Origin of the sequence: Escherichia sp. 10290 (genome assembly GCF_030295155.1) — a bacterium.
In the GTDB taxonomy this organism is placed as follows: domain Bacteria; phylum Pseudomonadota; class Gammaproteobacteria; order Enterobacterales; family Enterobacteriaceae; genus Escherichia; species Escherichia coli_F.
In genome coordinates this window covers 268,591-291,281 of the sequence record NZ_AP025741.1, presented here as the reverse complement: position 1 = coordinate 291,281, position 22,691 = coordinate 268,591, and the positions used below count along the sequence as shown (strand labels likewise).

The following is a 22,691-nucleotide window of genomic DNA, read 5'->3' as shown; positions in this document are numbered from 1 at the left end:
AAAAACAGCTTCAGGTAATGAGGAATATCTCAATTTTTAAACATAAAATGCGAATTATTTAGTACAAAAAAGCAGCGTTAAGTGAGTAGGCCACCGGAACCTCCCCGACAGCCTCTCGCAGAACCGTACGTGAAACTCTCGCTTCATACGGCTCCCGTCAGGCAAACGCGCTTCCTGGTCCTGCTTTCCAGTGGGCAAACAACTCCGGCTTCTCTTTTGACAGCCTTTCCATTAGCTGACACGCCTTCGTCTTTCTATACCGCAGGGTTTTATATTTCTTTCTCGCCCACGCAATCAGCGTCAGATTAATATATCTGCATACTTTCTTCATCGCTGATTTGTGGTATCTCGCGTAATAATTCAGCCACCCCGATATTATCGGATTCAGCCACTTCGCAATATCTTCGAGACTCATCTCCACCCTGCGTCTGATCCACAGTTTCCTGAGTTTTCCAATCATGCCTTTCTGCGCACGGTTACTCGCCGCCGGGCTGAAACTCGTAAAGAGGTTTCCCCGCCGGTGGTTACGTGCTCTTCGCGCTCTGAACGTATACCCCAGAAAATCAAACTGCACTGTTTCATGGTTCGCCTGTCGTTCGCTGTCTTTGCAGTAAACTATTTTCGTTTTCTCCGGATGTAATTCCAGTCCACATTCCTGAAAACGTTTTGCCAGCTTATTCAGTAATTCCTCTGCCTGTTGTTTACTGCCACAATGAATTAATCCATCATCTGCATAACGGCACCAGGGAATTTCCGGATAATGTAACGTCAGCCATTTATCAAACACATAGTGCAGAAATAAATTCGCCAGTACCGGGCTGATGACTCCACCCTGTGGCGTACCTTTATTTCTTTCCTTCAGTGTTCCATCCGGCATCTGCACCGGCGCTGTCAGCCACCGGCGAATAGACAGTCTTACCCATTTATCCGCACAATGTTTATCTACTGCCCTGAGTAATAAATCGTGGGAGATATTATCGAATAACCCTTTAATATCAAACTCAAGACACCAGTCGTATTGCCAGCAACGTTTTCTGGTGACTGCTATTGCATCCAGCGCTGATTTTCCATGCCGGTATCCGTATGAATCATTCAGGAAATAACGCTCCACTAATGGTTCAAACGTTACCAGCACCGTCATCTGCGCTATTCGATCGCTTACTGTCGGTATTCCTAAAAGTCTTTTGCTGCCATCCTTCTTCGGAATTTCCACCGCACGCACTGGCGGCGGCATCCAGCTTCCCGACGATAACCTGTTCCAGATTTTGTACAGATTTCCTTTCAGATCCCGCTCAAAATCTTTCAGCGTCTGGTTATCCACTCCGGCAGCTCCGGCATTCGCCTTTATCCGCCGGTACGCTTCCACCACATGCAATTTACTGACCTGAAACGGTTTTGTCTGTTCACACACAGCCTCCTCCTGCCTACAGTTGGGCTGTGATGCAGACTGCCCGACGCTGTCCCTTCGCTCCACGTTCATTACAAACGCTTCCTCACTACTACGAACAGCTCTGCCCCGGTTTCGCACATCGATACTCTCATACTCATAATTTCGGTTATTTGTATTTCTCTCTTGAAATTGCGACGACCGGTTCCCGTAGTTCCTGCAAAGAGCCTGATACAGCGTCATGCCTGCTATACACCGGACACCATTCACGCAGCATTCGGAATTCACCCGTAAATTAATCCCGGCGGTATCACGAAACCTCCGGTTTTGATGTCACTTAGGACTAACGACGTTTCAACACAGGTTCGGGTTTACTCATCTCACTGTATCTCACATAGGATCAGATCTCGTCTGATCGTTCCCCCTGCGCTCACTACCATGGCTCTTTACCACAGCAGCCGGGGTTGTTTGGGACCGACTTCCGACAGCAGATCCCGGTGGGCCTGCCACCATCTCTTCACAAGCTTATGCTTATTACATGCAAAACGTCCCGTTTTGCATCTTTGTGCCTACGGCACACGATGATCTTTCCCTGATTACTTGACCTTTCCCTGGGAGTACAGAGTGAAGTTTCCGGCATGGCGGGATGCGGATGGGTTTGAACTGGGGTGATTAGGCACTACATGTCTACATTTTCCCGGTCTCCAACCCCTCAATCTTATAAACTTAACCTCGGCTCACCGTTTTCGATTCCATCCAATAAATGACCCGGTTGGATGTGGGCTGATCGCCAACAACTTTGCCATCTGCAGAGATTAGCTTCAGCTCTTTATTAGCCTCATCACCGAAGTAAATCATGCGGTAGCGAAAATAACCGCCCCAGGGTTCGCGTCCACCCAGCGAACTTTGCATAAACCAGGCGCGGGAGTCGTGAACCTGGTCATCATAGAGAGCCAGTAATTCAGCGCAGGGCTGAGTTCGCGTTCGCGTTCCCGTTCCCAGTGAATCAATAAAAAATTGTGGATAGAGTCCGTTTCCCATAGCCTTAATTTGTTGATATTCCTTTGCTTCATCATCGCCATTAATCAGATACACCGGATATTTAGGAATGACATCCACAAGAATCTGAATGGCTTTCTCCGTGACGCTGCCGTTAATATCGCGCGTCCATCCTTTATAATCGCTCTGAAATTCTCGGGCTGCCTCTCGCAATTGGTACTGAGCGTTCGTCGGGTCAAGGATAGGTATGCCCTGATTACTTTCATCAAGTGTGCCATTGCCTTTCTGCGTGTTCGCCCGCTCTTTTTCGATATTTTCCATTTGTTCTTCGCGCGCTTGGGCCTCTTTATCAAGTCCATCTTTATCCAGCTGTGGCGCCTTAATATAAAAAGGTTGCACAAGAAGGCTGTTGTTCGCATAGCGACCGATACGCCAGGCGGTGATCCAGCCGATCTGATCGCTAATTGCGCTTTCAAGAACCTGGGCAAGTTGATAGGGGTGATAACCTTCCCTCGTATCAATCATTTCTTCTGTACCCTGCAAGGTGGTGTTCAGCAGCGTTTGTCGCCAGATGTTGAAGCGTTTTGTTAATGAATTAGCAATCGTAAATTCCTTTACGCTAGAAGGACTCATAATTCGCAGAGGCGACACACCTTTTATTAATGGAGTAACAAATTTAGAATAAACAGCAAGTGGTGCTCCTGAATCAAATGCAGCAAGATACATATCATGCAGGGCTATCTGAGAAAGAATTTCGCCTGAGTCACCACAGGACTTCCCCTGATCGCGAACGGGATAGCCACCACCGACATCAGAGTGCATCCCCGGATAGATAACTTCCTCTGCATATAAAGGATAATTGCCTTCAGGACGACGGATTGAATCCAGCGGAAAGCACAACCGCTGTTCATGCGCAGCGACGAAGTGGCGGCAGCATTTAATCAGGCCGGGAAACTGCGTCTCATCAGGGAGTTGCTGAGTACTATCGGCCCATCCCATATGACCGGCTGCGCCCGGTAAAACATGCGCCGCCCCCACAGAAGCTACGGTATCCAGCAGCCCCAAAAACTCAATACTGACAGCTAAACCGGCCAGCATCACCTGTTGCCTCTGCGGGCAAGCTAACTGAGTCAACCAGTTAACAAAAGTTCGTGCTTCCGCTGCGCCACGGGAAAATCCGTAGATAAACAGCCTTACGTTTAGCAGGCGCGGACTAGCTTGTTCTAACTGTCCCTGTAATTTTTCCAGGTAGGGGTTAATCACATTGCGACGATTCACTTCACCAGTCATCGGCCAAGGAGCACGCATAAGAGGAATGTGCTCTTTTGCCACCTTCTCATTCAGTCCATTTTGGGTTGGGTCAATAGCATAGCTAAGGGCATCCACGAGACGTAATAATGCCCAATTAATTCGGTCTTCACCACCGGTGGCAAATTCCAGTCCGCTGTTGCTGTAATCCATTTCACCTATCTTGGGAAATGGTGTGCCTACACCAGGTATGTAATAGGAAAAATACCCAGCATTACGGTCTTTAATACTTGCGTGGAATAATTTCGCAATATTGGTTGGATGAGAGGCTTTTGTGTCATTATATTCATTATTATTTGTACCATCAAAAAACAGACTAATATGCAGACTTTGACTACATGTAAAGCCAATTCTAAATCCAGCCTGTTTACTACAGTTGGTTTTGTGCTCCTCTGTTTTATTGATTTGTTTCAGGTAGTTCGCGTTTACCTGCGCTTCAGATAATATTAATCGCCCATCTTCAGGGAACACCGGGGGGGCATAACACGGAAAAGCCAGACCACTTATTTCGCTGGACATGTTGCAGGTTCCTTCATCTCGCGGGGTTCTTTGATAGGATAATTTGGTGTACCATATTTCTGGCAGACGGTTGTCACTTTTATCTGATTGCACGATAGAAAATGAACGGTCAGGCCACAAAGCTCAGCATCGTATTCCGGGATATCAACAATTACTTTATATTTTTGATAATTTGCAGCATGTTTAGCATACGCATCTTCTTCATAGCCAAAACCTTCTTTTTTCATTGCAATAGGTTCAAGGGGGTTCGGGTCTACTTCCCACTCAATCCGGGCCTTTAATCCCACACGCCACTTATCTGGCAGCATAACGCAACAATATCCTCCACCGTCCCCGAATGGAGAAATATTTGGCCCACCGTAACCATTGATGTGTAAATAATTTATAGCCTTATCCGTATGATTTATCCCATTAATATCCACAGCAGTGTAATCTCTGCTATTTTTTGCCATTGAACAGCCTGATACTGCAAATAAAATCATTAGAGAATAACATTTGAAAATCGCTCTCATACTGATACTTTTCCTTATTTCGCTGGACATGTTGCAGGTTCCTTCATCTCACGGGGTTCTTTGATGGGATAATTCGGTGTGCCATAACCCTCGCAGACGGTTGTCACTTTTATCTGATCGCATGGCAGAAAATGTACGGTCAGGCCACAACGTTCAGCGCCGTATTCCGGGATATCAACAATTGTTGAATATTTTCTAAAACTGTTTAGCGCAACTTTCTTCCATGCTTCAAATTTCTCCCTGTCCACATAACCTGGAGGCAGAGGAGCTGTATTTGGATCAACCTCCCACTCAACCCGGGCTTTTAATCCAGAATGCCACTTATCTGGCAACATAACACAACAATATCCTCCACCGTCCCCGAATGGAGCAATATTTGGACCACCGTAACCATTGATGTGTAAATAATTTATAGCCTTATTCGTATGATTTATCCCGTTAATATCTCCAGCAGTGTAATCACCGCTATTTCTCGCCATTGAACAGCCTGATACTGCAAATAAAATCATTAGAGAATAACATTTGAAAATCGCTCTCATACTTATACTTTTCCTTATTTTGATGGACATGTTGCTGGTTCCTTCATCTCGCGGGGTTCTTTGATGGGATAATTTGGTGTACCATATTTCTGGCAGACGGTTGTCACTTTAATCTGATTACACGTTAGAAAATGAATCGTCAGGCCACAAAGCTCAGCATCATATTCCGGGATATCAACAATTGTTGAATATTTTCTAAAACTGTTTAGCGCAACTTTCTTCCATGCTTCAAATTTCTCCCTGTCCTTATTGCCTGGAGGCAGAGGAGCTGTATTTGGATCAACCTCCCACTCGACCCGGGCTTTTAATCCAGAATGCCACTTATCTGGCAGCATAACGCAACAATATCCTCCACCGTCCCCGAATGGACCAATATTTGGTCCGCCGTAACCATTGATGTGTATATAATTTATAGCCTTATCCGTATGATTTATCCCGTTAATATCCACAGCAGTGTAATCACCGCTATTTTTCGCCATTGAACAGCCTGATACAACAAATAAAACAATTAGAGAATAACATTTGAAAATCGCTCTCATACTTATACTTTTCCTTATTTTTCTGGACATGTTGCAGGTTCTTTTACTTTGAGAGATTTTAATTGATGGGTGTTATTTCTACGACAACAAAGTTTTGACAAAGAAGCAAATAAAATGCATATCTTTTGATTGTCACACATTGGAATATCGACAGAGCATTGATGATATTACGCAAAATATATTGCAGCCAAGTGAACTGACATTACGATCGAACACAAATGCAACATGATGGATACTACCATTACATGTCGAGCTTGATTTTCCGCTTATTTTACGATTATCTCTTGATATTAACAGCTACGGACTTTTAAACAGATAAATCTCCCCGTACATCACTACAATATTATCCTTCGAAGTCCCGCAAAGCTCCAAAATATTTCGCGTCATTGGCCCTGAAAGCAATATCAAGACAGTGGGCAAAATAGCTTTCCTGACTGAGTTCACTGACTGCTTTTTCCTTCATCAGGGCTTCAGCGTCGCAGATACAGCCCATCAATCCCACCTGTACATCATCCACCCGATTCATCTCCGGGTTGTCAGTAAGCCTGCGTTCTGGTGAAAAACTTCCTGATTTCCAGTTAATCTCTCCATCACGGTCTAACCAGCTCCAGAACAACGCAATATCAGTAAATGTCGCCTGCTGCTCGTTGGTCAAAACATGTGTGAACAGCAAAGGGAACACCCGATTATCATAGTAACGCAGCAATCCGGTCTGTTCTTCCCACTGAACCTGTGACAATACCTGAAGATGCCGCCCCAGCAGGTCGAATGTAAGAGGGGATATCAACAAAGTAAGACGCGGCGTATCAGCAAATGACGCCATCAGTTGCGCCAGAAATTTGCGATGACTACTGAGCGCAAAGTACAGGCGTAACACTACAGGGGAATACTCCATCGTCTCAGCTTCAGGCGTTCCTTCAAACAGGGCATACCAGTGAATGGCTGGCGACAGATGAAGCATATCATTTTGCAAAGGTTGGTCTGTTCCAGCCTGGTCAACAAGCACATCTATGTAATCCAAACCAGCGGCAGAACAGAATGATTCAGTCTGCTTCAGCCAGATAATATATTTGTCTTGATCGGTAGCGTGTGGCGATACTGTTATCATTGTCTTTCTCCCTTATCCACGAGGCGCAAAAGCGGCGGCGGCTTCCTGCGCCCTTTTCAGGCACTCCTTACACACCGATTTTTCTGGTGCTTCCTCATCCTCATCGTTGTTATCATTCTGATCGGACGACGCATTACTGTCATTTTGCTCAGCCGCTAAACTTTTATCATCTGCCAGCGCTTTCAAAACCGCCGGTTGTAGCGTCGGCACCGGCGTTCCCGGACTACCGCCGCTATTGAGATTGATTTTCGGCCCGACGATGTCCACGCCCCCTGAATGGATGACCACAAACGAACCACCCACCTTCAGGGTGATTTTACCGCCACTCTCCAGTACGATTTCATCCCGGACCTTCATTCCCAGCGCACCGGTAATCTTCCTCGCCAGGTCGCCCTTCACCTCCAGACTGTGCTTTCCCTCCACCAGACTGATATGGTTCCCCGTCGTCTTATGCTCCTGCTTCCCTTCCACCGTCACTTTACGGTCGTTTCTGACATACAGGCCGTCATCGTGACTCACGCTCACCGTCCGGTCATTCGTCACCTTCAGCGTCTGGTCATTACGTACCGTTATGCGCCGGTCGTTCGCCACCGTGATACTCTGGTCGTGGCCCCCTTCTTTTCTGGTGCCGACCTCAACCGTCTGCCCCTTCACCACCCTTATCTTCTGGTCGTTACCGATGGTCTCCGTATGGTCATGCTTCACGTGTCAGCGCCAATGATATAAGACAGTAATTCACCATTTGGATTGTCCGCTCCACCCAACATGTTGTTTCCTTAAGGTTCCTACACCACAAAGGGAACACTCATGCTGAGCAGAGAGGACTTTTACATGATAAAGCAAATGCGCCAGCAAGGTGCGTATATTGTTGATATTGCCACTCAGGTTGGTTGCTCTGAGCGGACTGTCAGACGGTACCTGAAATACCCGGAACCTCCGGCCAGAAAAACACGCCACAAAATGGCCAAACTCAAGCCGTTCATGGACTATATCGACATGCGTCTGGCTGAGAATGTCTGGAACGGCGAGGTCATCCTGGCGGAAATCAAAGCGATGGGTTATACCGGTGGCCGTTCCATGTTGCGTTACTACATCCAGCCCAAACGTAAGATGCGGCCATCGAAGAAAACGGTTCGCTTCGAAACTCAGCCCGGTTACCAGCTACAGCATGACTGGGGAGAAGTTGAGGCTGAGGTTGCCGGGCAACGATGCAGGGTTAACTTCGCGGTTAATACGCTGGGGTTCTCACGTCGCTTCCATGTCTTCGCGGCACCAAAGCAGGATGCTGAACATACCTATGAGTCACTGGTCCGCGCCTTTCGCTACTTCGGCGGCAGCGTGAAAACCGTGCTGGTCGATAACCAGAAAGCCGCAGTGCTGAAAAATAACAACGGGAAGGTGGTGTTCAACTCCGGGTTCCTGCTGCTGGCCGATCACTATGGCTTCCTGCCACGGGCCTGCCGTCCACGAAGGGCCAGAACCAAAGGTAAGGTGGAACGGATGGTGAAATACCTCAAGGAAAACTTCTTCGTCCGGTACCGCCGGTTCGACAGCTTCGCCCATGTTAATCAGCTACTGGAGCAGTGGATGGCTGACGTTGCCGACAGGCGGGAACTTCGCCAGTTCAGGCAGACACCGGAACAGCGCTTCACGCAGGAACAGGTGCATCTGCAGGCGCTGCCAGGTACGGACTTCGATACCAGCTACTTCGATATCCGTCATGTCTCCTGGGATGGCTATATCGAGGTTGGCGGGAACCGTTACAGCGTGCCGGAAAGCCTGTGTGGCCAGCCGGTATCAATACGGATCTCGCTGGATGATGAACTGCGGATCTACAGTAATGAGCAACAGGTAGCATCGCACCGTCTCTGTTCGGCTGTATACGGCTGGCAGACCGTGCCGGAGCATCACGCCCCACTCTGGCAGCAGGTCAGTCAGGTGGAACACAGGCCGTTGAGTGCCTATGAGGAGCTGTTGTGATGCATGAACTGGAGACACTGCTGGGTCGTCTTAAAATGGAACATCTGGGCTACCACGTTGAAAGCCTGCTGGAGCAGGCGGCCAAAAAAGAACTGAACTACCGCGAGTTCCTGTGCATGGCGTTGCAGCAGGAATGGAACGGGAGGCATCAGCGCAGTATGGAGTCCCGGCTGAAACAGGCCCGCTTCCCGTGGGTCAAAACGCTGGAGCAGTTCGACTTCGGCTTCCAGCCAGGTATCGATCGTAAGGTCGTCCGTGAGCTGGCCGGGCTGGCGTTCGTGGAGCGTAGCGAGAACGTGATCCTGCTGGGTCCGCCTGGTGTGGGTAAAACGCACCTGGCAGTCGCTCTCGGGGTAAAAGCGGCGGACGCTGGTCATCGGGTGCTGTTCATGCCACTGGATAAGCTGATCGCCACACTCATGAAGGCAAAACAGGAAAACCGGCTGGAAAAACAGCTACAGCAGCTTGGTTATGCCCGGGTACTGATACTGGATGAGATAGGCTATCTGCCGATGACCCGCGAGGAAGCCAGTCTGTTCTTCCGGTTGCTGAACCGTCGATATGAAAAAGCGAGCATCGTGCTGACGTCAAATAAAGGGTTCGCCGACTGGGGAGAGATGTTCGGCGATAACGTGCTGGCAACGGCAATCCTGGATCGACTGCTACACCACTCAACCACACTGAACATCAAAGGAGAAAGCTACCGGTTAAAGGAAAAACGCAAAGCGGGAGTGCTGGCAAAAAACGCCACGCCAATCAGTGATGATGAAATGGCGGCAAGCGGACAACATTAATGACCAATAGCGGACATTAAAAATGGCGAAAAACGGCCAATAATCTTGGCGTTGACACACGTCCGTCGTCCGGTCGTTAAGCACCTCCGTGTCCATGTTCTTCTGCGCGTGGATATACACCTGCTCACTGTCCGTCGCATCCTCGAAACGCAGTTCATTAAAGCCGCTTCCTTTATAGGTCTTCGAGCGGATGGTCATCTGCGTCCGCGTGCCCGGTAAATCCCCCGGTGAACGGTTGTCTTCATGGTAGGTCCGCCCCGTCACAATGGGCTGGTCCGGGTCGCCGTTCAGAAAGTCCACTATCACTTCCTGACCCACACGCGGTATCGCCAGATTGCCGAACCCCGGTCCCGCCCATGCCTGCGACACCCGTATCCAGCATGAACTCTCCTCCGTCATCCCGTGATAACGGTCCCAGTGAAACTTCACCCGTACCCGGCCATGTTCGTCGCAGAATATCTCCTCGCCCTTCGGCCCGGTCACGATGGCACTCTGCGGGCCGTCCACCTTCGGCTTCGGCAGCGGCGCGTGACGCCACGTCCTGTCCGCCGGTATCACCTCAAACTGATTGCTCAGCGTCGTTCCCTCGCCGTGACTCCCGTGCAGCGCCTGCGGCTGTTCTCCCCGCAGTGTGCTTCCCACAACCTGCCATTCCCGGTTCAGCGTCCCTGAGGGATGGCCCGTCAGCCGGAACCGCGTTCCCGGCCACAGTCGCGCCGTGTTACACACCCCGCTCGCCGTCTCCGCCCCGTTCCGCCACCCTTCCGTCTGGTAACGCGCAAAGTCCTGGCCGTGCTGCTCATCCTTGAAACGCCCCGGATAATCAAATATCTCGTACTGCGTTCCCTGCCCGTTCAGGCTCTCCCCGGCATGGCTGTAGTACCCCGGCCACCCCGGCGTTTTGAACATATAATCCTGCGTCTCCACCGACGCCACGCTTATCTGCGCACGGTAACGAAACTCGCTGATGTACTCCGTCGTTCCCCCGGTCGTCGTGTCCGGGTTAAACGCCAGCGCCCCCATTCCCGTCAGCCCCGCCACGTCATCACACACCGCCAGCTTCTGTTCCGGCCCTTCCTGACTGCAGCGCTCATAAAAGAAGATACCTTCCTCCGCCCACAGCCGGGTCAGGAACGCCAGGTCGCTCTCCCCGTACTGCACGCAGAACTCCCGCGCCGGGTGCGCCTCATAGAACAGCGGCATCCACGCCGTCACCCCGTTCTCTTCAAGAAGCTGTGCTGATATCGTCCCGATGTCCTGCTGCTGGAAGATACGGAAGTTCTGCCGTAACCCTGCCCGCCACAGCGGCGGGCTGATGCTCAGGGAATAACGCATCTGCCAGTCGTTGTTCTCACCGAGCTGCACCTCCGTCACGATACCGCTGACGTAACGCTGTGCAGTGTCGCCCTGCCAGACCGTCAGCACCGCGCTTTTCTCCAGAAAATCCTCCGCCGTCAGGTCAGACAGTCCGCTGGCGATATCCACATCCAGGATGAACGGTGTGCAGTGGTGCTGGTACAGACGGAAGCTCACCACTGCCGTCGCCATCTCCACAATACCGTCCACCGACAGCGTGAAACGTAATCCTTCTGAGGACATATGACCTCCCTTGATTAATCAGCGATAATAGCCCGGTTTTAAATACCACAGTACCCGGACATATTAAGTTTTATTTCGCTATTTTTTGTTTTGATTACAATAACGGCATTCACATCACCACCCTCTTCATCCACCACAGCTCCTTTAACTGGGCTTTGTGTTGTGATAATCGATACCTCATCATTCTTAAAAAAACTGATATTTTTATTTGTCGATATCTGTTTTAATATCGCCATCTTGCCATTCAGTTTTATGACGGCTGAATAAGGACAACTTTCACCGCCCACAGGGCAGATACCGCCCTCAACATAATTATAAAGATGTTTCTCATTATTTTCAGCCAGACTCAAAGTACAAACAGGATGAGGCAACCCTACGACTTCATCAACGCCAAAATTATTCACAACAGGATCTACTGATAATATCTTTTCTGAATCAGCCGCAAGACAAACAACAAAACTCGAAGATATCACCGTTAAAAATAGTATTATCTTTTTGAACATTTTATTGATTCCTTAAACATCAGAGGGTAGGCAGGTTATTTTTCCAGATATCCAGATATGGGGCAGGATCTGTCACATCAGAACGTCTTTGATAAGGCGCTCTGTTGCGATCTGTAAGGTCACCCGATAAGGTCGCATTCGTATAAATCTCCAGATGCAACATAGATGAACCCGAATGCAGCCTTCCTACCTTAGCAATAACCTGACCTTTTTGAACCGTTTGCCCACCTACGTATGACCCATTAATAATTTCACCATAGCGAAGGAGAAGGTTGCCATGTCTAATTTCTACAGCAGAAGTACCTTCGTAAAATGGATATGGGGGCTGAACTAATATGCCATCAGCAACAGCATAAATAAGCGTTCCTCGGGGGAATATCAAATCACAACCGGCATGTCTGCGGCCCCCACTGCGTGACGCCCCAAATTGACGACCGCCGTTTGTCCACGATCTCGCAGGAAGTGCAGGGAATGGGAAACAGAATCCATCACCAGTCTCAGCAACAGTACCATTTGAATCAGCAGAAGGGCTCCGGGATGGCCCCGAAGAAGGGCTGGCGGGAGAGCCTGATGAACTTCGCGTTAAAAGTTCAGGAACACCCAATTTCCGCCAGGTTTGTGGCCCTACGATGCCATCATCATTTAACCCATTATACCGCTGAAATATTTTCACTGCGTCGTATGTATTTTTTCCAAATATGCCGTCCTCTACGACCACCGCCGTCGCCATCTCCACAATGCCGGCCACCGACAGCGTGAAACGTAATCCTTCTGAGGGCATACAGCCTCCCTGATAATTAATCAGCCTATATTTACCGTGCCGCCACCGATAACCACGCCGCCACAGTCAATGGCATCGCCGGTTCTGGCGGCAGGTTTACCGTCAATAAAGACAGTGGCAGAGCCGCCTGCGATTTTACGGGGGTGAGGGGGATGGTCGGGTTTGGAATGCGGTGTCAGCGGATCGCCCTGACGGGCGGCGGGCATACCATCAATAAAGACGGAGGAGGAGCCTGCAATAATGGCGGTCTCATAATAACCGTCATGCTGGGTGCCTTTATCGCTGAGTCTGGCTGCTGTGGGCATATAAATTTCCTTATGTGTTGTATAATTTACATATTGAATTATATCGCAAATCCTTTGCGACATTTATTGATAGCCGCGTTTTTAAACTAAACGATGTAAAGTACTTATGTAAAAACGCTTAGACACTTTAATAGCGAATGATATTTTTCTCGGATATTTTATATTATTTTCGAACAAATACAATTTTTATATATTGCATTGCATCCAAAAAAAACAAAGTCACCGCCAGAATTATCTATTCGAGTGCGTTTCTCTCAATTTCGACAGTCCTCTCATGAATGATTTTTTTTAGAAATACACCCAACTCTTTTGAATGATAAAAATTTACGCAGTCGTATATAACCATATTTGAAGATGCTAAATCACCACTAGTTTGTTTTGGCCTGTAAAAACCCCCTGTTTTTTTATTAATGAAAGATGCTAAAACACTATCCTTATTTCGATAAAAAGCGAGTCCAGCATCAATATCAATAAATCCCATAGTGTTATCTTTCAATGGTAGTTTTGTAAAATCAACCCCCATTTTTTCATAATTACTGGTAATGCATTTAGCGAGTGTAAATATTTTATAATCATCCAGAGTACTTTCTGATTCACTGGCTTTAGCCTCTGAATATAACAATGAATTTCCCATAAAAAAAATACAGAATATAAAAAATATAGCTTTCATTATTTCAATTCCCAAAAATAGATTGCAAAAGCACTGGAATCAGCATGGTCATTACCGCCAATGGCTCTGTTACCAGTCCATAGTGTAGCATGTCCCGTAGCACCACCATGATCCGCAGGTCTTTTATAAACCATTATATAAACACCTTTTTTATCATTTAATACCGAGCTTACATCGTCAAAGCTTAGAGGATATTTAATGACATAATCTGCATTTCCCCATATTTTTATCAGAAAATCTTTTAATCTTGCAGCTCCGGGCTCTATTGATTTCCCATAATGGATATGAGATTTTTCACTAATAACAATATCTCTTTCCCCCACTCTTTTTAATCCTTCAGAAAGTAATCCAAGAGATACTCTTGTAGCACAACCATTATTGAATTGCGTAGTATCATAATCAGGCCCAAAAATTGATGTAAACAATTATTTCATAGGCAAATCACTCTCAATTTCAGTACCTCCATTAACTTTTGGATATCCTTCATATACATCAGACCATGCAGGTCTTTTTACATTAACAGTCGATTTTTGTTTTCCCGCACTAGCTGTAACTTTTTTTGCCATAATAAGCCCTTACTGATTCAACGAATAAGTATCACGTAAAACTGTCATGTAAACAATCGCCAGACTTTAAGTGAATACAACATAGTAGTATGTATTCTGTCATCTAAATGATCAGCTAATCATATAATTCTTATTCAACAACATCAGCCATATATTACCAAACAACTACTCATCTAAAGTACAGACGTCTGCCCCAGATAAAACCTGCTCAACAACCATCTCACCTGATTCATCTACCGTGCCGCTAACAGCAAGAGATCTTTCCATACCATCAAAGTCATCATATTTTATTTCGACGGACACACTTTCCCCAGGACTATACCCTTTTGTCTGCACATGGAGATTGAGGTCTACATAGTGTCTGGATGTATCCTGAACTTTTGTCCGATTGTTACCATAGGACCAACTAATAGAAACAATTTCCTTTTCATCATCATCTGAATTGTCCGAATCGTTTCCACTATCATCATCTCCGGCCCCCCCCTCTCCATCACCGGAGTCGCCATTGCCCTGCCCGTCATCTTCGCCTTCTTCATCACCCCCGTCATCCGCCAGCGCCGCCAGTACACCCGGCTGCATCGTCCCCACCGGTGTCCCCGCACTGCCCCCGCCGTTCAGGTTTATCTTCGGCCCGGCAATATCCACGCCACCAGAATGAACGACAACGAACGAGCCGCCCACCTTCAGGGTGATTTTACCGCCGCTCTCCAGTACGATTTCATCCCGGACCTTCATTCCCAGCGCGCCGGTAATCTTCCTCGCCAGGTCGCCTTTCACCTCCAGGCTGTGTTTTCCCTCCACCAGGCTGATGTGGTTTCCTGTCGTTTTGTGCTCCTGCTTCCCTTCCACCGTCACCTTTCGGTCGTTTCTGACGTACAGACCGTCATCGTGGCTGACGTTCACCCGCCGGTCGTTCGTCACCTTCAGCGTCTGGTCGTTGCGCACCGTGATGCTCCGGTCATGGGCCACCGTGATGGTCTGGTCATGCCCTCCGGCATTCTCTTTCCCCACCGTCACCGTCTGGCCCAGCCCCACCGTGATTTTCTGGTTGTTCCCGATGGTCTCCGTGTGGTCATGCTTCACGTCCGTCGTCCGGTCGTGAAGCACCTCCGTGTCCATGTTCTTCTGCACATGGATATACACCTGCTCACCGCCCGTGGCGTCTTCAAACCGCAGCTCGTTAAATCCGCTTCCTTTATAGGTCTTCGACCGTATCGTCATCTGCGTCTTCGTGCCCGGTAAATCCCCCGGTGAACGGTTGTCCTCATGGTAGGTGCGTCCCGTGACGATGGGCTGGTCCGGGTCCCCGTTCAGAAAGTCCACTATCACTTCCTGACCCACACGCGGTATCGCCAGATTACCGAACCCCGCTCCCGCCCACGCCTGCGACACCCGTATCCAGCATGAACTCTCCTCCGTCATACCGTGATAACGGTCCCAGTGAAACTTCACCCGTACCCGGCCATGTTCGTCGCAGAATATCTCCTCGCCCTTCGGCCCGGTCACGATGGCACTCTGCGGGCCGTCCACCTTCGGCTTCGGCAGCGGCGCGTGACGCCACGTCCTGTCTGCCGGTATCACCTCAAACTGGTTACTCAGCGTCGTTCCTTCACCGTGACTGCCGTGCAGCGCCTGCGGCTGGCTCCCCGTCAGCGTGCTGCTCACCACCTGCCACTCACGGTTCGGGTTCGCTCCCTGTACCGGATGCCCCGTCAGGGTGAACCGCCGTCCCGGCCACAGCGCCGGGGAGTTACTGATACCTGTGGCGGTTTCAGCACTGTTACGCAGCCCTTCCAGCCGGTAGCGGGTAAAGTCCTGACCATGCTGCTCGTCCTTGTAGCGCCCCGGCCAGTCCAGGATTTTGTACTGCTTCAGTTGCCCGTTGAGGTTTTCAGCATCCTCAATGTAAATACCCGGCCAGTCCGGCACCTTAAACGTGTGGTCTTTTGAACGCACCTGCGAGGGCCGCACCTGCGCCTGGTAGCGGAACAGGCTGATGCACGCCGTCGTCACCTCACGGGTGTTCGGGTTAAACGGTATCTCCCCGTACACCGGCAGGCCCGCCACATCATCGCACAGCGTGAGCGTCTGCTCCGGGCTGTCGTCAGCGTATCTGTCATAAAAGAAGATGCCTTCCTCCGCCCACAGCCGGGTCAGAAACGCCAGGTCGCTTTCACCGTACTGGACGCAGAACTCCCGTGCCGGGTGGCTCTCATAAAAGCGCGGCGTCCACTGCGTCACTCCGTCCTCGTTTAACAGCGTGGCGGAGATGGCCTGAATGTCCTGCTGCTGGAAGATTCGGTAGTTCTGCCGCAGCCCGCTGCGCCACAGGGGCGGGCGTATCTGAAGGTGGTACTGCATCTGCCAGCCGTTGTGCTCCTTCATGCCGAACCCCGACACCACACCGCTCACATAACGCAGCGCCGTGCCACCCTGCCAGATGGTCAGCACGGCCCCCTTCTCCAGCAGCTTCTCCGCCGTCTGGCGGAACGAGTCGCTGGCAACGTCCACATCCAGGACGAACGGCGATGAGTATGCCTGCGTGAGGCGGAAATCCACCACCGCGAACGTCTCCGGCACCAGTCCGTCCACCGTCAGCGTAAAGCGCAGCCCTTTTAATGACGTGATGACCTCCCTGGTATCGCTACAGGAAAAAGTAATTAACCGATGTTGACCGTACCGCCACCAATAACCACGCCGCCGCAGTCAATGGCATCGCCGGTTCTGGCGGCGGGCAGGCCGTCGATAAAGACAGAAGAAGAGCCGCCTGCGATTTTACGGGGGTGAGGCGGATGGTCCGGTTTGGCGTGCAGCGTCAGCAGGTCGCCCTGCCGGGCGGCAGGAAGGCCGTCAATAAAAACGGTGGAGGAGCCTGCAATAATGGCGGTCTCGTAATAACCGTCATGCTGGGTGCCTTTGTCACTGAGTCTGGCTGCTGTGGGCATGTTTAAGTTCCTTAAATGCATATTGGTCAGATATTGTTCTCTTCTTTGTAATTATTTAATTGCTATTTCGATGTGTTTTTCTCATAAATTGATACCAGGAAGTATCCTTGTTAGCATCAATGTATACAGAGACCTGATTTGTTCTAATCAAAAAATATTCTTTACTACCATCACCATTAAAGCCGAGGCGATTAAGAATATATTTTAGGTTATTTTTCCGGATTTCGAATTCGTACTGAGTAGACTGGCCCCCTGAATCTCCAGACAACCAGTATCACTTAAATAAGTGATAGTCTTAATACTAGTTTTTAGACTAGTCATTGGAGAACAGATGATTGATGTCTTAGGGCCGGAGAAACGCAGACGGCGTACCACACAGGAAAAGATCGCAATTGTTCAGCAGAGCTTTGAACCGGGAATGACGGTCTCCCTCGTTGCCCGGCAACATGGTGTAGCAGCCAGCCAGTTATTTCTCTGGCGTAAGCAATACCAGGAAGGAAGTCTTACTGCTGTCGCCGCCGGAGAACAGGTTGTTCCTGCCTCTGAACTTGCTGCCGCCATGAAGCAGATTAAAGAACTCCAGCGCCTGCTCGGCAAGAAAACGATGGAAAATGAACTCCTCAAAGAAGCCGTTGAATATGGACGGGCAAAAAAGTGGATAGCGCACGCGCCCTTATTGCCCGGGGATGGGGAGTAAGCTTAGTCAGCCGTTGTCTCCGGGTGTCGCGTGCGCAGTTGCACGTCATTCTCAGACGAACCGATGACTGGATGGATGGCCGCCGCAGTCGTCACACTGATGATACGGATGTGCTTCTCCGTATACACCATGTTATCGGAGAGCTGCCCACGTATGGTTATCGTCGGGTATGGGCGCTGCTTCGCAGACAGGCAGAACTTGATGGTATGCCTGCGATCAATGCCAAACGTGTTTACCGGATCATGCGCCAGAATGCGCTGTTGCTTGAGCGAAAACCTGCTGTACCGCCATCGAAACGGGCACATACAGGCAGAGTGGCCGTGAAAGAAAGCAATCAGCGATGGTGCTCTGACGGGTTCGAGTTCTGCTGTGATAACGGAGAGAGACTGCGTGTCACGTTCGCGCTGGACTGCTGTGATCGTGAGGCACTGCACTGGGCGGTGACTACTGGCGGCTTCAACAGTGAAACAGTACAGGACGTCATGCTGGGAGCGGTGGAACGCCGCTTCGGCAACGATCTTCCGTCGTCTCCAGTGGAGTGGCTGACGGATAATGGTTCATGCTACCGGGCTAATGAAACACGCCAGTTCGCCCGGATGTTGGGACTTGAACCGAAGAACACGGCGGTGCGGAGTCCGGAGAGTAACGGAATAGCAGAGAGCTTCGTGAAAACGATAAAGCGTGACTACATCAGTATCATGCCCAAACCAGACGGGTTAACGGCAGCAAAGAACCTTGCAGAGGCGTTCGAGCATTATAACGAATGGCATCCGCATAGTGCGCTGGGTTATCGCTCGCCACGGGAATATCTGCGGCAGCGGGCTTGTAATGGGTTAAGTGATAACAGATGTCTGGAAATATAGGGGCAAATCCACTGAGGGCAAAGCCATCTTTTTTTCAATACTAACGGAAAGTCGGTCTTTATCGGACATATCGAGCGCCAGTCCAGTATCATAAACATTGTTTTATATATTTTTTTCTCCAAAAACCATTGTTCTGTAACCACAGGGAATTCAAGAGAACCTATCTGATATTGATGCCCCCCTGGAAGAAACTCATATGCATGGTTTAGTAAAACCTCATATGAAAATTGTTCTCCCCCTCCAATTTTTAGCCACCAGTCCCGCATATAATCGCCAAAGTCACAGGAACGCCCTAAATAATCGAGTTTAATATTCTCGGTCGTAATTAGAAAAGAAGCACTACACATAGCACCAAAAGCAGCATCATAACTGGGTAACATTCTCTTGTTAATAAAATAATCATTATTGCTTTTATTATTAAACACAACCCGAGCTAATACGTTATACTCTTCCTGACTTACAGTAAGAGAGACATCTAAATCATATATTTCCTGGCTTTTCTTGTTTTCTGACTCGCTAATATTGTAATAAAGGTAATAGAGATCAGCGATTATGGAATCAGGATGCTGAATAATAAATCTCTCATATGATTCAGATTTATATAATGGATAAATCACAGGATAAGATGTTGATGCCTCCCTTCCCCAATAAATATCACCATAACCATATTTTATGTTCATAACACTAATTTCATTTGCATCAACAACTGATAAATTCAAAAAAAAGAGAAGTGCTGTACTCCAGATATTAAACCGCATATCAATACACCTCGCACTCTTCCTTAGTTAGCTCAAAGTATAATTCAAAATTATAAGCATTTCTAAAAACGTCTAAACTATGTTCTTCTTTTAACTTATCTTTATATTCATCATATACATTACCCCCAGTCTCTCCGGTTACATGTTTATAATCTTTATCATTTGGTAAATCATCTGTTCCTACACCTCCCCATGGTCCCTTGGATTTTTCTCTGTCCTCTTCGCTGGCATTTATATGCTCAACTCTATAAAAATGAGACACCTCATGGCATAGTGTACTTACCCGCGAATCCTCCCCCATCACATCTTTCTCTTTGAAACCATACCCTATATGTATTTCAAGAGAAGTCTTGTACTCTTCTGGATAATACTTAAATGTAGCATTCCGTTCCACAAATGCTGAATACTCACTGGTATAGGTTCGATTAACAAAATTCCCATACTTATACACCGTCTTATCAGGCACAACCTCGGCCTCCTCACTGCATGGACTAATTGTGGAAACTTTAACAGGAACAGCATCAACATGTAACTCGCTCATAATATAATGCATCCTGTCAACTGATTTTCGCATAAATTCAATAACAGTTGTTGTATCCAACTTTTTGGGTGACAACGGCTCTTTAGCTGCATTTTCTATATCACACCGATAATATTCATGATCAAACATTATTGTGTCATTATTTTTTACATCAATCCCCATAATGCGACTAAACTCATCTTTCTCTTTGTCCCCCCACGTTGCCAAATCTTTTTTTCTTTTCTCTAAAACCTTCAAAGCACCTTTAAGAGCTTCATCCATCATTTTTACAAATTGATTAGTTACTATGATTTTCTTGCCGTATTCTTTTTTATACTTTTTTTGTGCGATGGTTTGTCCATCTGTACAAGATAACCCATCAGTTTTTGTTGTCGCCTCGGCCATAAGCCCCTCATAAAAAAGTAATAGTAATAGAAATATAAATGTGATATTTAAAAAATATTAAATTTTATCTTTGAGTCAGGATTATTCATAAACACCGCCTTCAATCATATCGATGCTCTGATGTAGTAGCCTGACTTTTATCGTTTGTTCACTGTCAGTGGTAAATGTTTCTGTATACCCGTCTTCATCCGTTTCCCCGCGTGTCTGCGTGCCGTCCTCAAAGAAGGCAATGTAGCGTGTCTCTGAATACGGTATCCCGTCATCGTCTGTAAAATGGAACTGGAGAGTATATTTTTCAGGGTTCTCATCATCATTCTCATCCTCCAGCGCCTCCAGTACAACCGGTTGCAGCGTCGATACTGGCGTCCCCGGACCTCCCCCACCATTCAGGTTTATCTTCGGCCCCACGATATCCACGCCGCCAGAATGAATGACGATGAATGACCCACCCACCTTCAGGCTTATCCGGCTGCTGCTCTCCAGCACGATATCCCCGTCCACCTTTATCCCCAGCGCGCCACTCACCTTCTCCGCCAGGTCACCCTTCACCTCCAGGCTGTGCTTCCCTTCCACCAGGCTGACGTGGTTCCCCGTCGTTTTGTGTTCCTGCTTACCCTCCACTGTCACTTTACGGTCGTTTTTTACATACAGACCGTCATCGTGGCTGACGTTCACCCGCCGGTCGTTCGTCACCTTCAGCGTCTGGTCGTTGCGCACCGTGATGCTCCGGTCATGGGCCACCGTGATGGTCTGGTCATGCCCTCCGGCATTCTCTTTCCCCACCGTCACCGTCTGGCCCAGCCCCACGGTGATTTTCTGGTTGTTACCGATGGTCTCCGTGTGGTCATGCTTCACGTCCGTCGTCCGGTCGTTAAGCACCTCCGTGTCCATGTTCTTCTGCGCGTGGATATACACCTGCTCACTGTCCGTCGCATCCTCGAAACGCAGTTCATTAAAGCCGCTTCCTTTATAGGTCTTCGAGCGGATGGTCATCTGCGTCCGCGTGCCCGGTAAATCCCCCGGTGAACGGTTATCTTCATGGTAGGTCCGCCCCGTCACAATGGGCTGGTCCGGGTCGCCGTTCAGAAAGTCCACTATCACTTCCTGACCCACACGCGGTATCGCCAGATTGCCGAACCCCGGTCCCGCCCATGCCTGCGACACCCGTATCCAGCATGAACTCTCCTCCGTCATCCCGTGATAACGGTCCCAGTGAAACTTCACCCGTACCCGGCCATGTTCGTCGCAGAATATCTCCTCGCCCTTCGGCCCGGTCACGATGGCACTCTGCGGGCCGTCCACCTTCGGCTTCGGCAGCGGCGCGTGACGCCACGTCCTGTCCGCCGGTATCACCTCAAACTGATTGCTCAGCGTCGTTCCCTCGCCGTGACTCCCGTGCAGCGCCTGCGGCTGTTCTCCCCGCAGTGTGCTTCCCACAACCTGCCATTCCCGGTTCAGCGTCCCTGAGGGATGGCCCGTCAGCCGGAACCGCGTTCCCGGCCACAGTCGCGCCGTGTTACACACCCCGCTCGCCGTCTCCGCCCCGTTCCGCCACCCTTCCGTCTGGTAACGCGCAAAGTCCTGGCCGTGCTGCTCATCCTTGAAACGCCCCGGATAATCAAATATCTCGTACTGCGTTCCCTGCCCGTTCAGGCTCTCCCCGGCATGGCTGTAGTACCCCGGCCACCCCGGCGTTTTGAACGTATAATCCTGCGTCTCCACCGACGCCACGCTTATCTGCGCACGGTAACGAAACTCGCTGATGTACTCCGTCGTTCCCCCGGTCGTCGTGTCCGGGTTAAACGCCAGCGCCCCCATTCCCGTCAGCCCCGCCACGTCATCACACACCGCCAGCTTCTGTTCCGGCCCTTCCTGACTGCAGCGCTCATAAAAGAAGATACCTTCCTCCGCCCACAGCCGGGTCAGGAACGCCAGGTCGCTCTCCCCGTACTGCACGCAGAACTCCCGCGCCGGATGGTCTTCATAAAACAGCGGCATCCACGCCGTCACCCCGTTCTCTTCAAGAAGCTGCGCCGATATCGTCTGAATGTCCTGCTGCTGGAAGATACGGAAGTTCTGCCGTAACCCTGCCCGCCACAGCGGCGGGCTGATGCTCAGGGAATAACGCATCTGCCAGTCGTTGTTCTCACCGAGCTGCACCTCCGTCACGATACCGCTGACGTAACGCTGTGCAGTGTCGCCCTGCCAGACCGTCAGCAGCGCGCTTTTCTCCAGAAAATCCTCCGCCGTCAGGTCAGACAGTCCGCTGGCGATATCCACATCCAGGATGAACGGTGTGCAGTGGTGCTGGTACAGACGGAAGCTCACCACTGCCGTCGCCATCTCCACAATACCGTCCACCGACAGCGTGAAACGTAATCCTTCTGAGGACAT

General features: G+C 49.4%; 21 protein-coding genes and 1 pseudogene. 3 read left to right on the top strand and 19 right to left on the bottom strand.

Annotation, left to right across the window (positions count from 1 at the left end; genetic code table 11):
* Positions 1-157: 157 nt before the first annotated feature.
* The 7 genes and pseudogenes from ltrA to QUE74_RS01290 form a co-directional block, all read right to left on the bottom strand.
* Complete coding sequence (gene ltrA, locus QUE74_RS01320; RefSeq protein ID WP_001100278.1) at positions 158-1,480, bottom strand: group II intron reverse transcriptase/maturase; 1,323 nt, start codon at positions 1,478-1,480, stop codon at positions 158-160.
* 633 nt (positions 1,481-2,113) lie between these two features.
* Positions 2,114-4,213: a T6SS phospholipase effector Tle1-like catalytic domain-containing protein gene (locus QUE74_RS01315; protein ID WP_000093558.1), complete on the bottom strand. Its 2,100-nt coding sequence runs from the start codon at positions 4,211-4,213 to the stop codon at positions 2,114-2,116.
* Positions 4,198-4,725 carry a Tli1a family immunity protein gene (gene tli1a / locus QUE74_RS01310; protein WP_001364119.1) on the bottom strand — a complete coding sequence of 176 codons (528 nt, stop codon included), beginning with the start codon at positions 4,723-4,725 and terminating at the stop codon, positions 4,198-4,200. The genes QUE74_RS01315 and tli1a (QUE74_RS01310) overlap by 16 nt, the downstream gene beginning before the upstream one ends.
* Before the next feature lie 14 nt (positions 4,726-4,739).
* Positions 4,740-5,294 (bottom strand): Tli1a family immunity protein, encoded by a 555-nt coding sequence (gene tli1a, locus QUE74_RS01305; protein WP_000023343.1) that lies wholly within the window; start codon positions 5,292-5,294, stop codon positions 4,740-4,742.
* On the bottom strand, positions 5,279-5,803 hold the full coding sequence (gene tli1a / locus QUE74_RS01300) for a Tli1a family immunity protein (RefSeq protein ID WP_001355133.1): 525 nt from the start codon (positions 5,801-5,803) through the stop codon (positions 5,279-5,281). Before tli1a (QUE74_RS01300) ends, tli1a (QUE74_RS01305) begins: the two co-directional genes overlap by 16 nt.
* A 343-nt stretch (positions 5,804-6,146) precedes the next feature.
* On the bottom strand, positions 6,147-6,911 hold the full coding sequence (gene tla1 / locus QUE74_RS01295; protein ID WP_000633878.1) for a toxin Tle1 chaperone Tla1: 765 nt from the start codon (positions 6,909-6,911) through the stop codon (positions 6,147-6,149).
* Positions 6,912-6,923: 12 nt separating this feature from the next.
* Positions 6,924-7,616: pseudogene (locus QUE74_RS01290) on the bottom strand (bacteriophage T4 gp5 trimerization domain-containing protein); the annotation flags it as partial.
* A 102-nt stretch (positions 7,617-7,718) separates the two neighbouring features.
* Here QUE74_RS01290 and istA point away from each other — a divergent pair.
* Together istA and istB are read left to right on the top strand one after the other, a co-directional pair.
* The gene (gene istA, locus QUE74_RS01285; protein WP_000952431.1) at positions 7,719-8,891 is read left to right on the top strand and encodes an IS21-like element ISEc62 family transposase; all 1,173 of its coding nucleotides are present in this window, start codon (positions 7,719-7,721) and stop codon (positions 8,889-8,891) included.
* Positions 8,891-9,685 carry an IS21-like element helper ATPase IstB gene (gene istB / locus QUE74_RS01280; RefSeq protein ID WP_000544800.1) on the top strand — a complete coding sequence of 265 codons (795 nt, stop codon included), beginning with the start codon at positions 8,891-8,893 and terminating at the stop codon, positions 9,683-9,685. Before istA ends, istB begins: the two co-directional genes overlap by 1 nt.
* Here the strand turns inward: istB and tssI (QUE74_RS01275) are convergent.
* The 9 genes from tssI (QUE74_RS01275) to QUE74_RS01235 all read right to left on the bottom strand — a co-directional run bounded on the left by tssI (QUE74_RS01275) (position 9,599) and on the right by QUE74_RS01235 (position 17,054).
* A complete protein-coding gene (gene tssI / locus QUE74_RS01275) occupies positions 9,599-11,284 on the bottom strand; it encodes a type VI secretion system tip protein TssI/VgrG (protein ID WP_000093543.1) in 1,686 nt (561 codons plus the stop codon). The two genes, istB and tssI (QUE74_RS01275), sit on opposite strands and share 87 nt — an antisense overlap.
* A gap of 38 nt (positions 11,285-11,322) precedes the next feature.
* Positions 11,323-11,787 (bottom strand): hypothetical protein, encoded by a 465-nt coding sequence (locus QUE74_RS01270; RefSeq protein ID WP_000473462.1) that lies wholly within the window; start codon positions 11,785-11,787, stop codon positions 11,323-11,325.
* A gap of 19 nt (positions 11,788-11,806) precedes the next feature.
* Positions 11,807-12,568, bottom strand: coding sequence for a peptidoglycan DD-metalloendopeptidase family protein (locus QUE74_RS01265; RefSeq protein ID WP_001355449.1), 762 nt, complete (start codon positions 12,566-12,568; stop codon positions 11,807-11,809).
* Between the two features lie 20 nt (positions 12,569-12,588).
* The gene (locus QUE74_RS01260) at positions 12,589-12,873 is read right to left on the bottom strand and encodes a type VI secretion system PAAR protein (protein ID WP_001141623.1); all 285 of its coding nucleotides are present in this window, start codon (positions 12,871-12,873) and stop codon (positions 12,589-12,591) included.
* A gap of 235 nt (positions 12,874-13,108) precedes the next feature.
* The gene (locus QUE74_RS01255) at positions 13,109-13,543 is read right to left on the bottom strand and encodes a hypothetical protein (protein ID WP_000643727.1); all 435 of its coding nucleotides are present in this window, start codon (positions 13,541-13,543) and stop codon (positions 13,109-13,111) included.
* A complete protein-coding gene (locus tag QUE74_RS01250; RefSeq protein WP_071533190.1) occupies positions 13,543-13,968 on the bottom strand; it encodes a T6SS effector amidase Tae4 family protein in 426 nt (141 codons plus the stop codon). Before QUE74_RS01250 ends, QUE74_RS01255 begins: the two co-directional genes overlap by 1 nt.
* A complete protein-coding gene (locus QUE74_RS01245; RefSeq protein WP_157786623.1) occupies positions 13,969-14,109 on the bottom strand; it encodes a hypothetical protein in 141 nt (46 codons plus the stop codon). It lies immediately after the preceding gene.
* A gap of 165 nt (positions 14,110-14,274) precedes the next feature.
* Positions 14,275-16,737 (bottom strand): type VI secretion system tip protein TssI/VgrG, encoded by a 2,463-nt coding sequence (gene tssI, locus QUE74_RS01240; protein WP_071533189.1) that lies wholly within the window; start codon positions 16,735-16,737, stop codon positions 14,275-14,277.
* Positions 16,738-16,769: 32 nt separating this feature from the next.
* Positions 16,770-17,054, bottom strand: coding sequence for a type VI secretion system PAAR protein (locus tag QUE74_RS01235; protein ID WP_001141625.1), 285 nt, complete (start codon positions 17,052-17,054; stop codon positions 16,770-16,772).
* 331 nt (positions 17,055-17,385) lie between these two features.
* On the opposite strand from QUE74_RS01235, the gene QUE74_RS01230 reads away from it, so the two are divergent.
* Positions 17,386-18,614 (top strand): IS3-like element IS2 family transposase gene (locus QUE74_RS01230; RefSeq protein WP_088895425.1). Its coding sequence is split into 2 segments (ribosomal slippage): positions 17,386-17,701 and positions 17,701-18,614, totalling 1,230 coding nucleotides; the frame shifts between segments, so codons are not numbered across the junction.
* Here the strand turns inward: QUE74_RS01230 and QUE74_RS01225 are convergent.
* The 3 genes from QUE74_RS01225 to tssI (QUE74_RS01215) form a co-directional block, all read right to left on the bottom strand.
* Complete coding sequence (locus tag QUE74_RS01225; RefSeq protein ID WP_001211980.1) at positions 18,539-19,372, bottom strand: hypothetical protein; 834 nt, start codon at positions 19,370-19,372, stop codon at positions 18,539-18,541. The two genes, QUE74_RS01230 and QUE74_RS01225, sit on opposite strands and share 76 nt — an antisense overlap.
* A gap of 1 nt (position 19,373) precedes the next feature.
* Positions 19,374-20,297, bottom strand: coding sequence for a M35 family metalloendopeptidase (locus tag QUE74_RS01220; RefSeq protein ID WP_000796674.1), 924 nt, complete (start codon positions 20,295-20,297; stop codon positions 19,374-19,376).
* 81 nt (positions 20,298-20,378) lie between these two features.
* On the bottom strand, positions 20,379-22,691 hold the full coding sequence (gene tssI, locus QUE74_RS01215; RefSeq protein ID WP_286331886.1) for a type VI secretion system tip protein TssI/VgrG: 2,313 nt from the start codon (positions 22,689-22,691) through the stop codon (positions 20,379-20,381).

Excerpts from the sequence above, each read along its gene's own strand:
- tssI (WP_286331886.1), bottom strand. The coding sequence starts at position 22,691 with ATGTCCTCAGAAGGATTACGTTTCACGCTGTCGGTGGACGGTATTGTG.
- QUE74_RS01245 (WP_157786623.1), bottom strand. The coding sequence starts at position 14,109 with ATGGCAAAAAAAGTTACAGCTAGTGCGGGAAAACAAAAATCGACTGTT.
- QUE74_RS01255 (WP_000643727.1), bottom strand. The coding sequence starts at position 13,543 with ATGAAAGCTATATTTTTTATATTCTGTATTTTTTTTATGGGAAATTCA.
- QUE74_RS01235 (WP_001141625.1), bottom strand. The coding sequence starts at position 17,054 with ATGCCCACAGCAGCCAGACTCAGTGACAAAGGCACCCAGCATGACGGT.
- QUE74_RS01260 (WP_001141623.1), bottom strand. The coding sequence starts at position 12,873 with ATGCCCACAGCAGCCAGACTCAGCGATAAAGGCACCCAGCATGACGGT.
- QUE74_RS01265 (WP_001355449.1), bottom strand. The coding sequence starts at position 12,568 with ATGCCCTCAGAAGGATTACGTTTCACGCTGTCGGTGGCCGGCATTGTG.
- istA (WP_000952431.1), top strand. The coding sequence starts at position 7,719 with ATGCTGAGCAGAGAGGACTTTTACATGATAAAGCAAATGCGCCAGCAA.
- QUE74_RS01225 (WP_001211980.1), bottom strand. The coding sequence starts at position 19,372 with ATGCGGTTTAATATCTGGAGTACAGCACTTCTCTTTTTTTTGAATTTA.
- ltrA (WP_001100278.1), bottom strand. The coding sequence starts at position 1,480 with ATGAACGTGGAGCGAAGGGACAGCGTCGGGCAGTCTGCATCACAGCCC.
- tli1a (WP_001364119.1), bottom strand. The coding sequence starts at position 4,725 with ATGAGAGCGATTTTCAAATGTTATTCTCTAATGATTTTATTTGCAGTA.
- QUE74_RS01220 (WP_000796674.1), bottom strand. The coding sequence starts at position 20,297 with ATGGCCGAGGCGACAACAAAAACTGATGGGTTATCTTGTACAGATGGA.
- tla1 (WP_000633878.1), bottom strand. The coding sequence starts at position 6,911 with ATGATAACAGTATCGCCACACGCTACCGATCAAGACAAATATATTATC.
- QUE74_RS01315 (WP_000093558.1), bottom strand. The coding sequence starts at position 4,213 with ATGTCCAGCGAAATAAGTGGTCTGGCTTTTCCGTGTTATGCCCCCCCG.
- istB (WP_000544800.1), top strand. The coding sequence starts at position 8,891 with ATGCATGAACTGGAGACACTGCTGGGTCGTCTTAAAATGGAACATCTG.
- tssI (WP_000093543.1), bottom strand. The coding sequence starts at position 11,284 with ATGTCCTCAGAAGGATTACGTTTCACGCTGTCGGTGGACGGTATTGTG.
- tli1a (WP_000023343.1), bottom strand. The coding sequence starts at position 5,294 with ATGTCCATCAAAATAAGGAAAAGTATAAGTATGAGAGCGATTTTCAAA.
- tli1a (WP_001355133.1), bottom strand. The coding sequence starts at position 5,803 with ATGAGAGCGATTTTCAAATGTTATTCTCTAATTGTTTTATTTGTTGTA.
- QUE74_RS01270 (WP_000473462.1), bottom strand. The coding sequence starts at position 11,787 with ATGTTCAAAAAGATAATACTATTTTTAACGGTGATATCTTCGAGTTTT.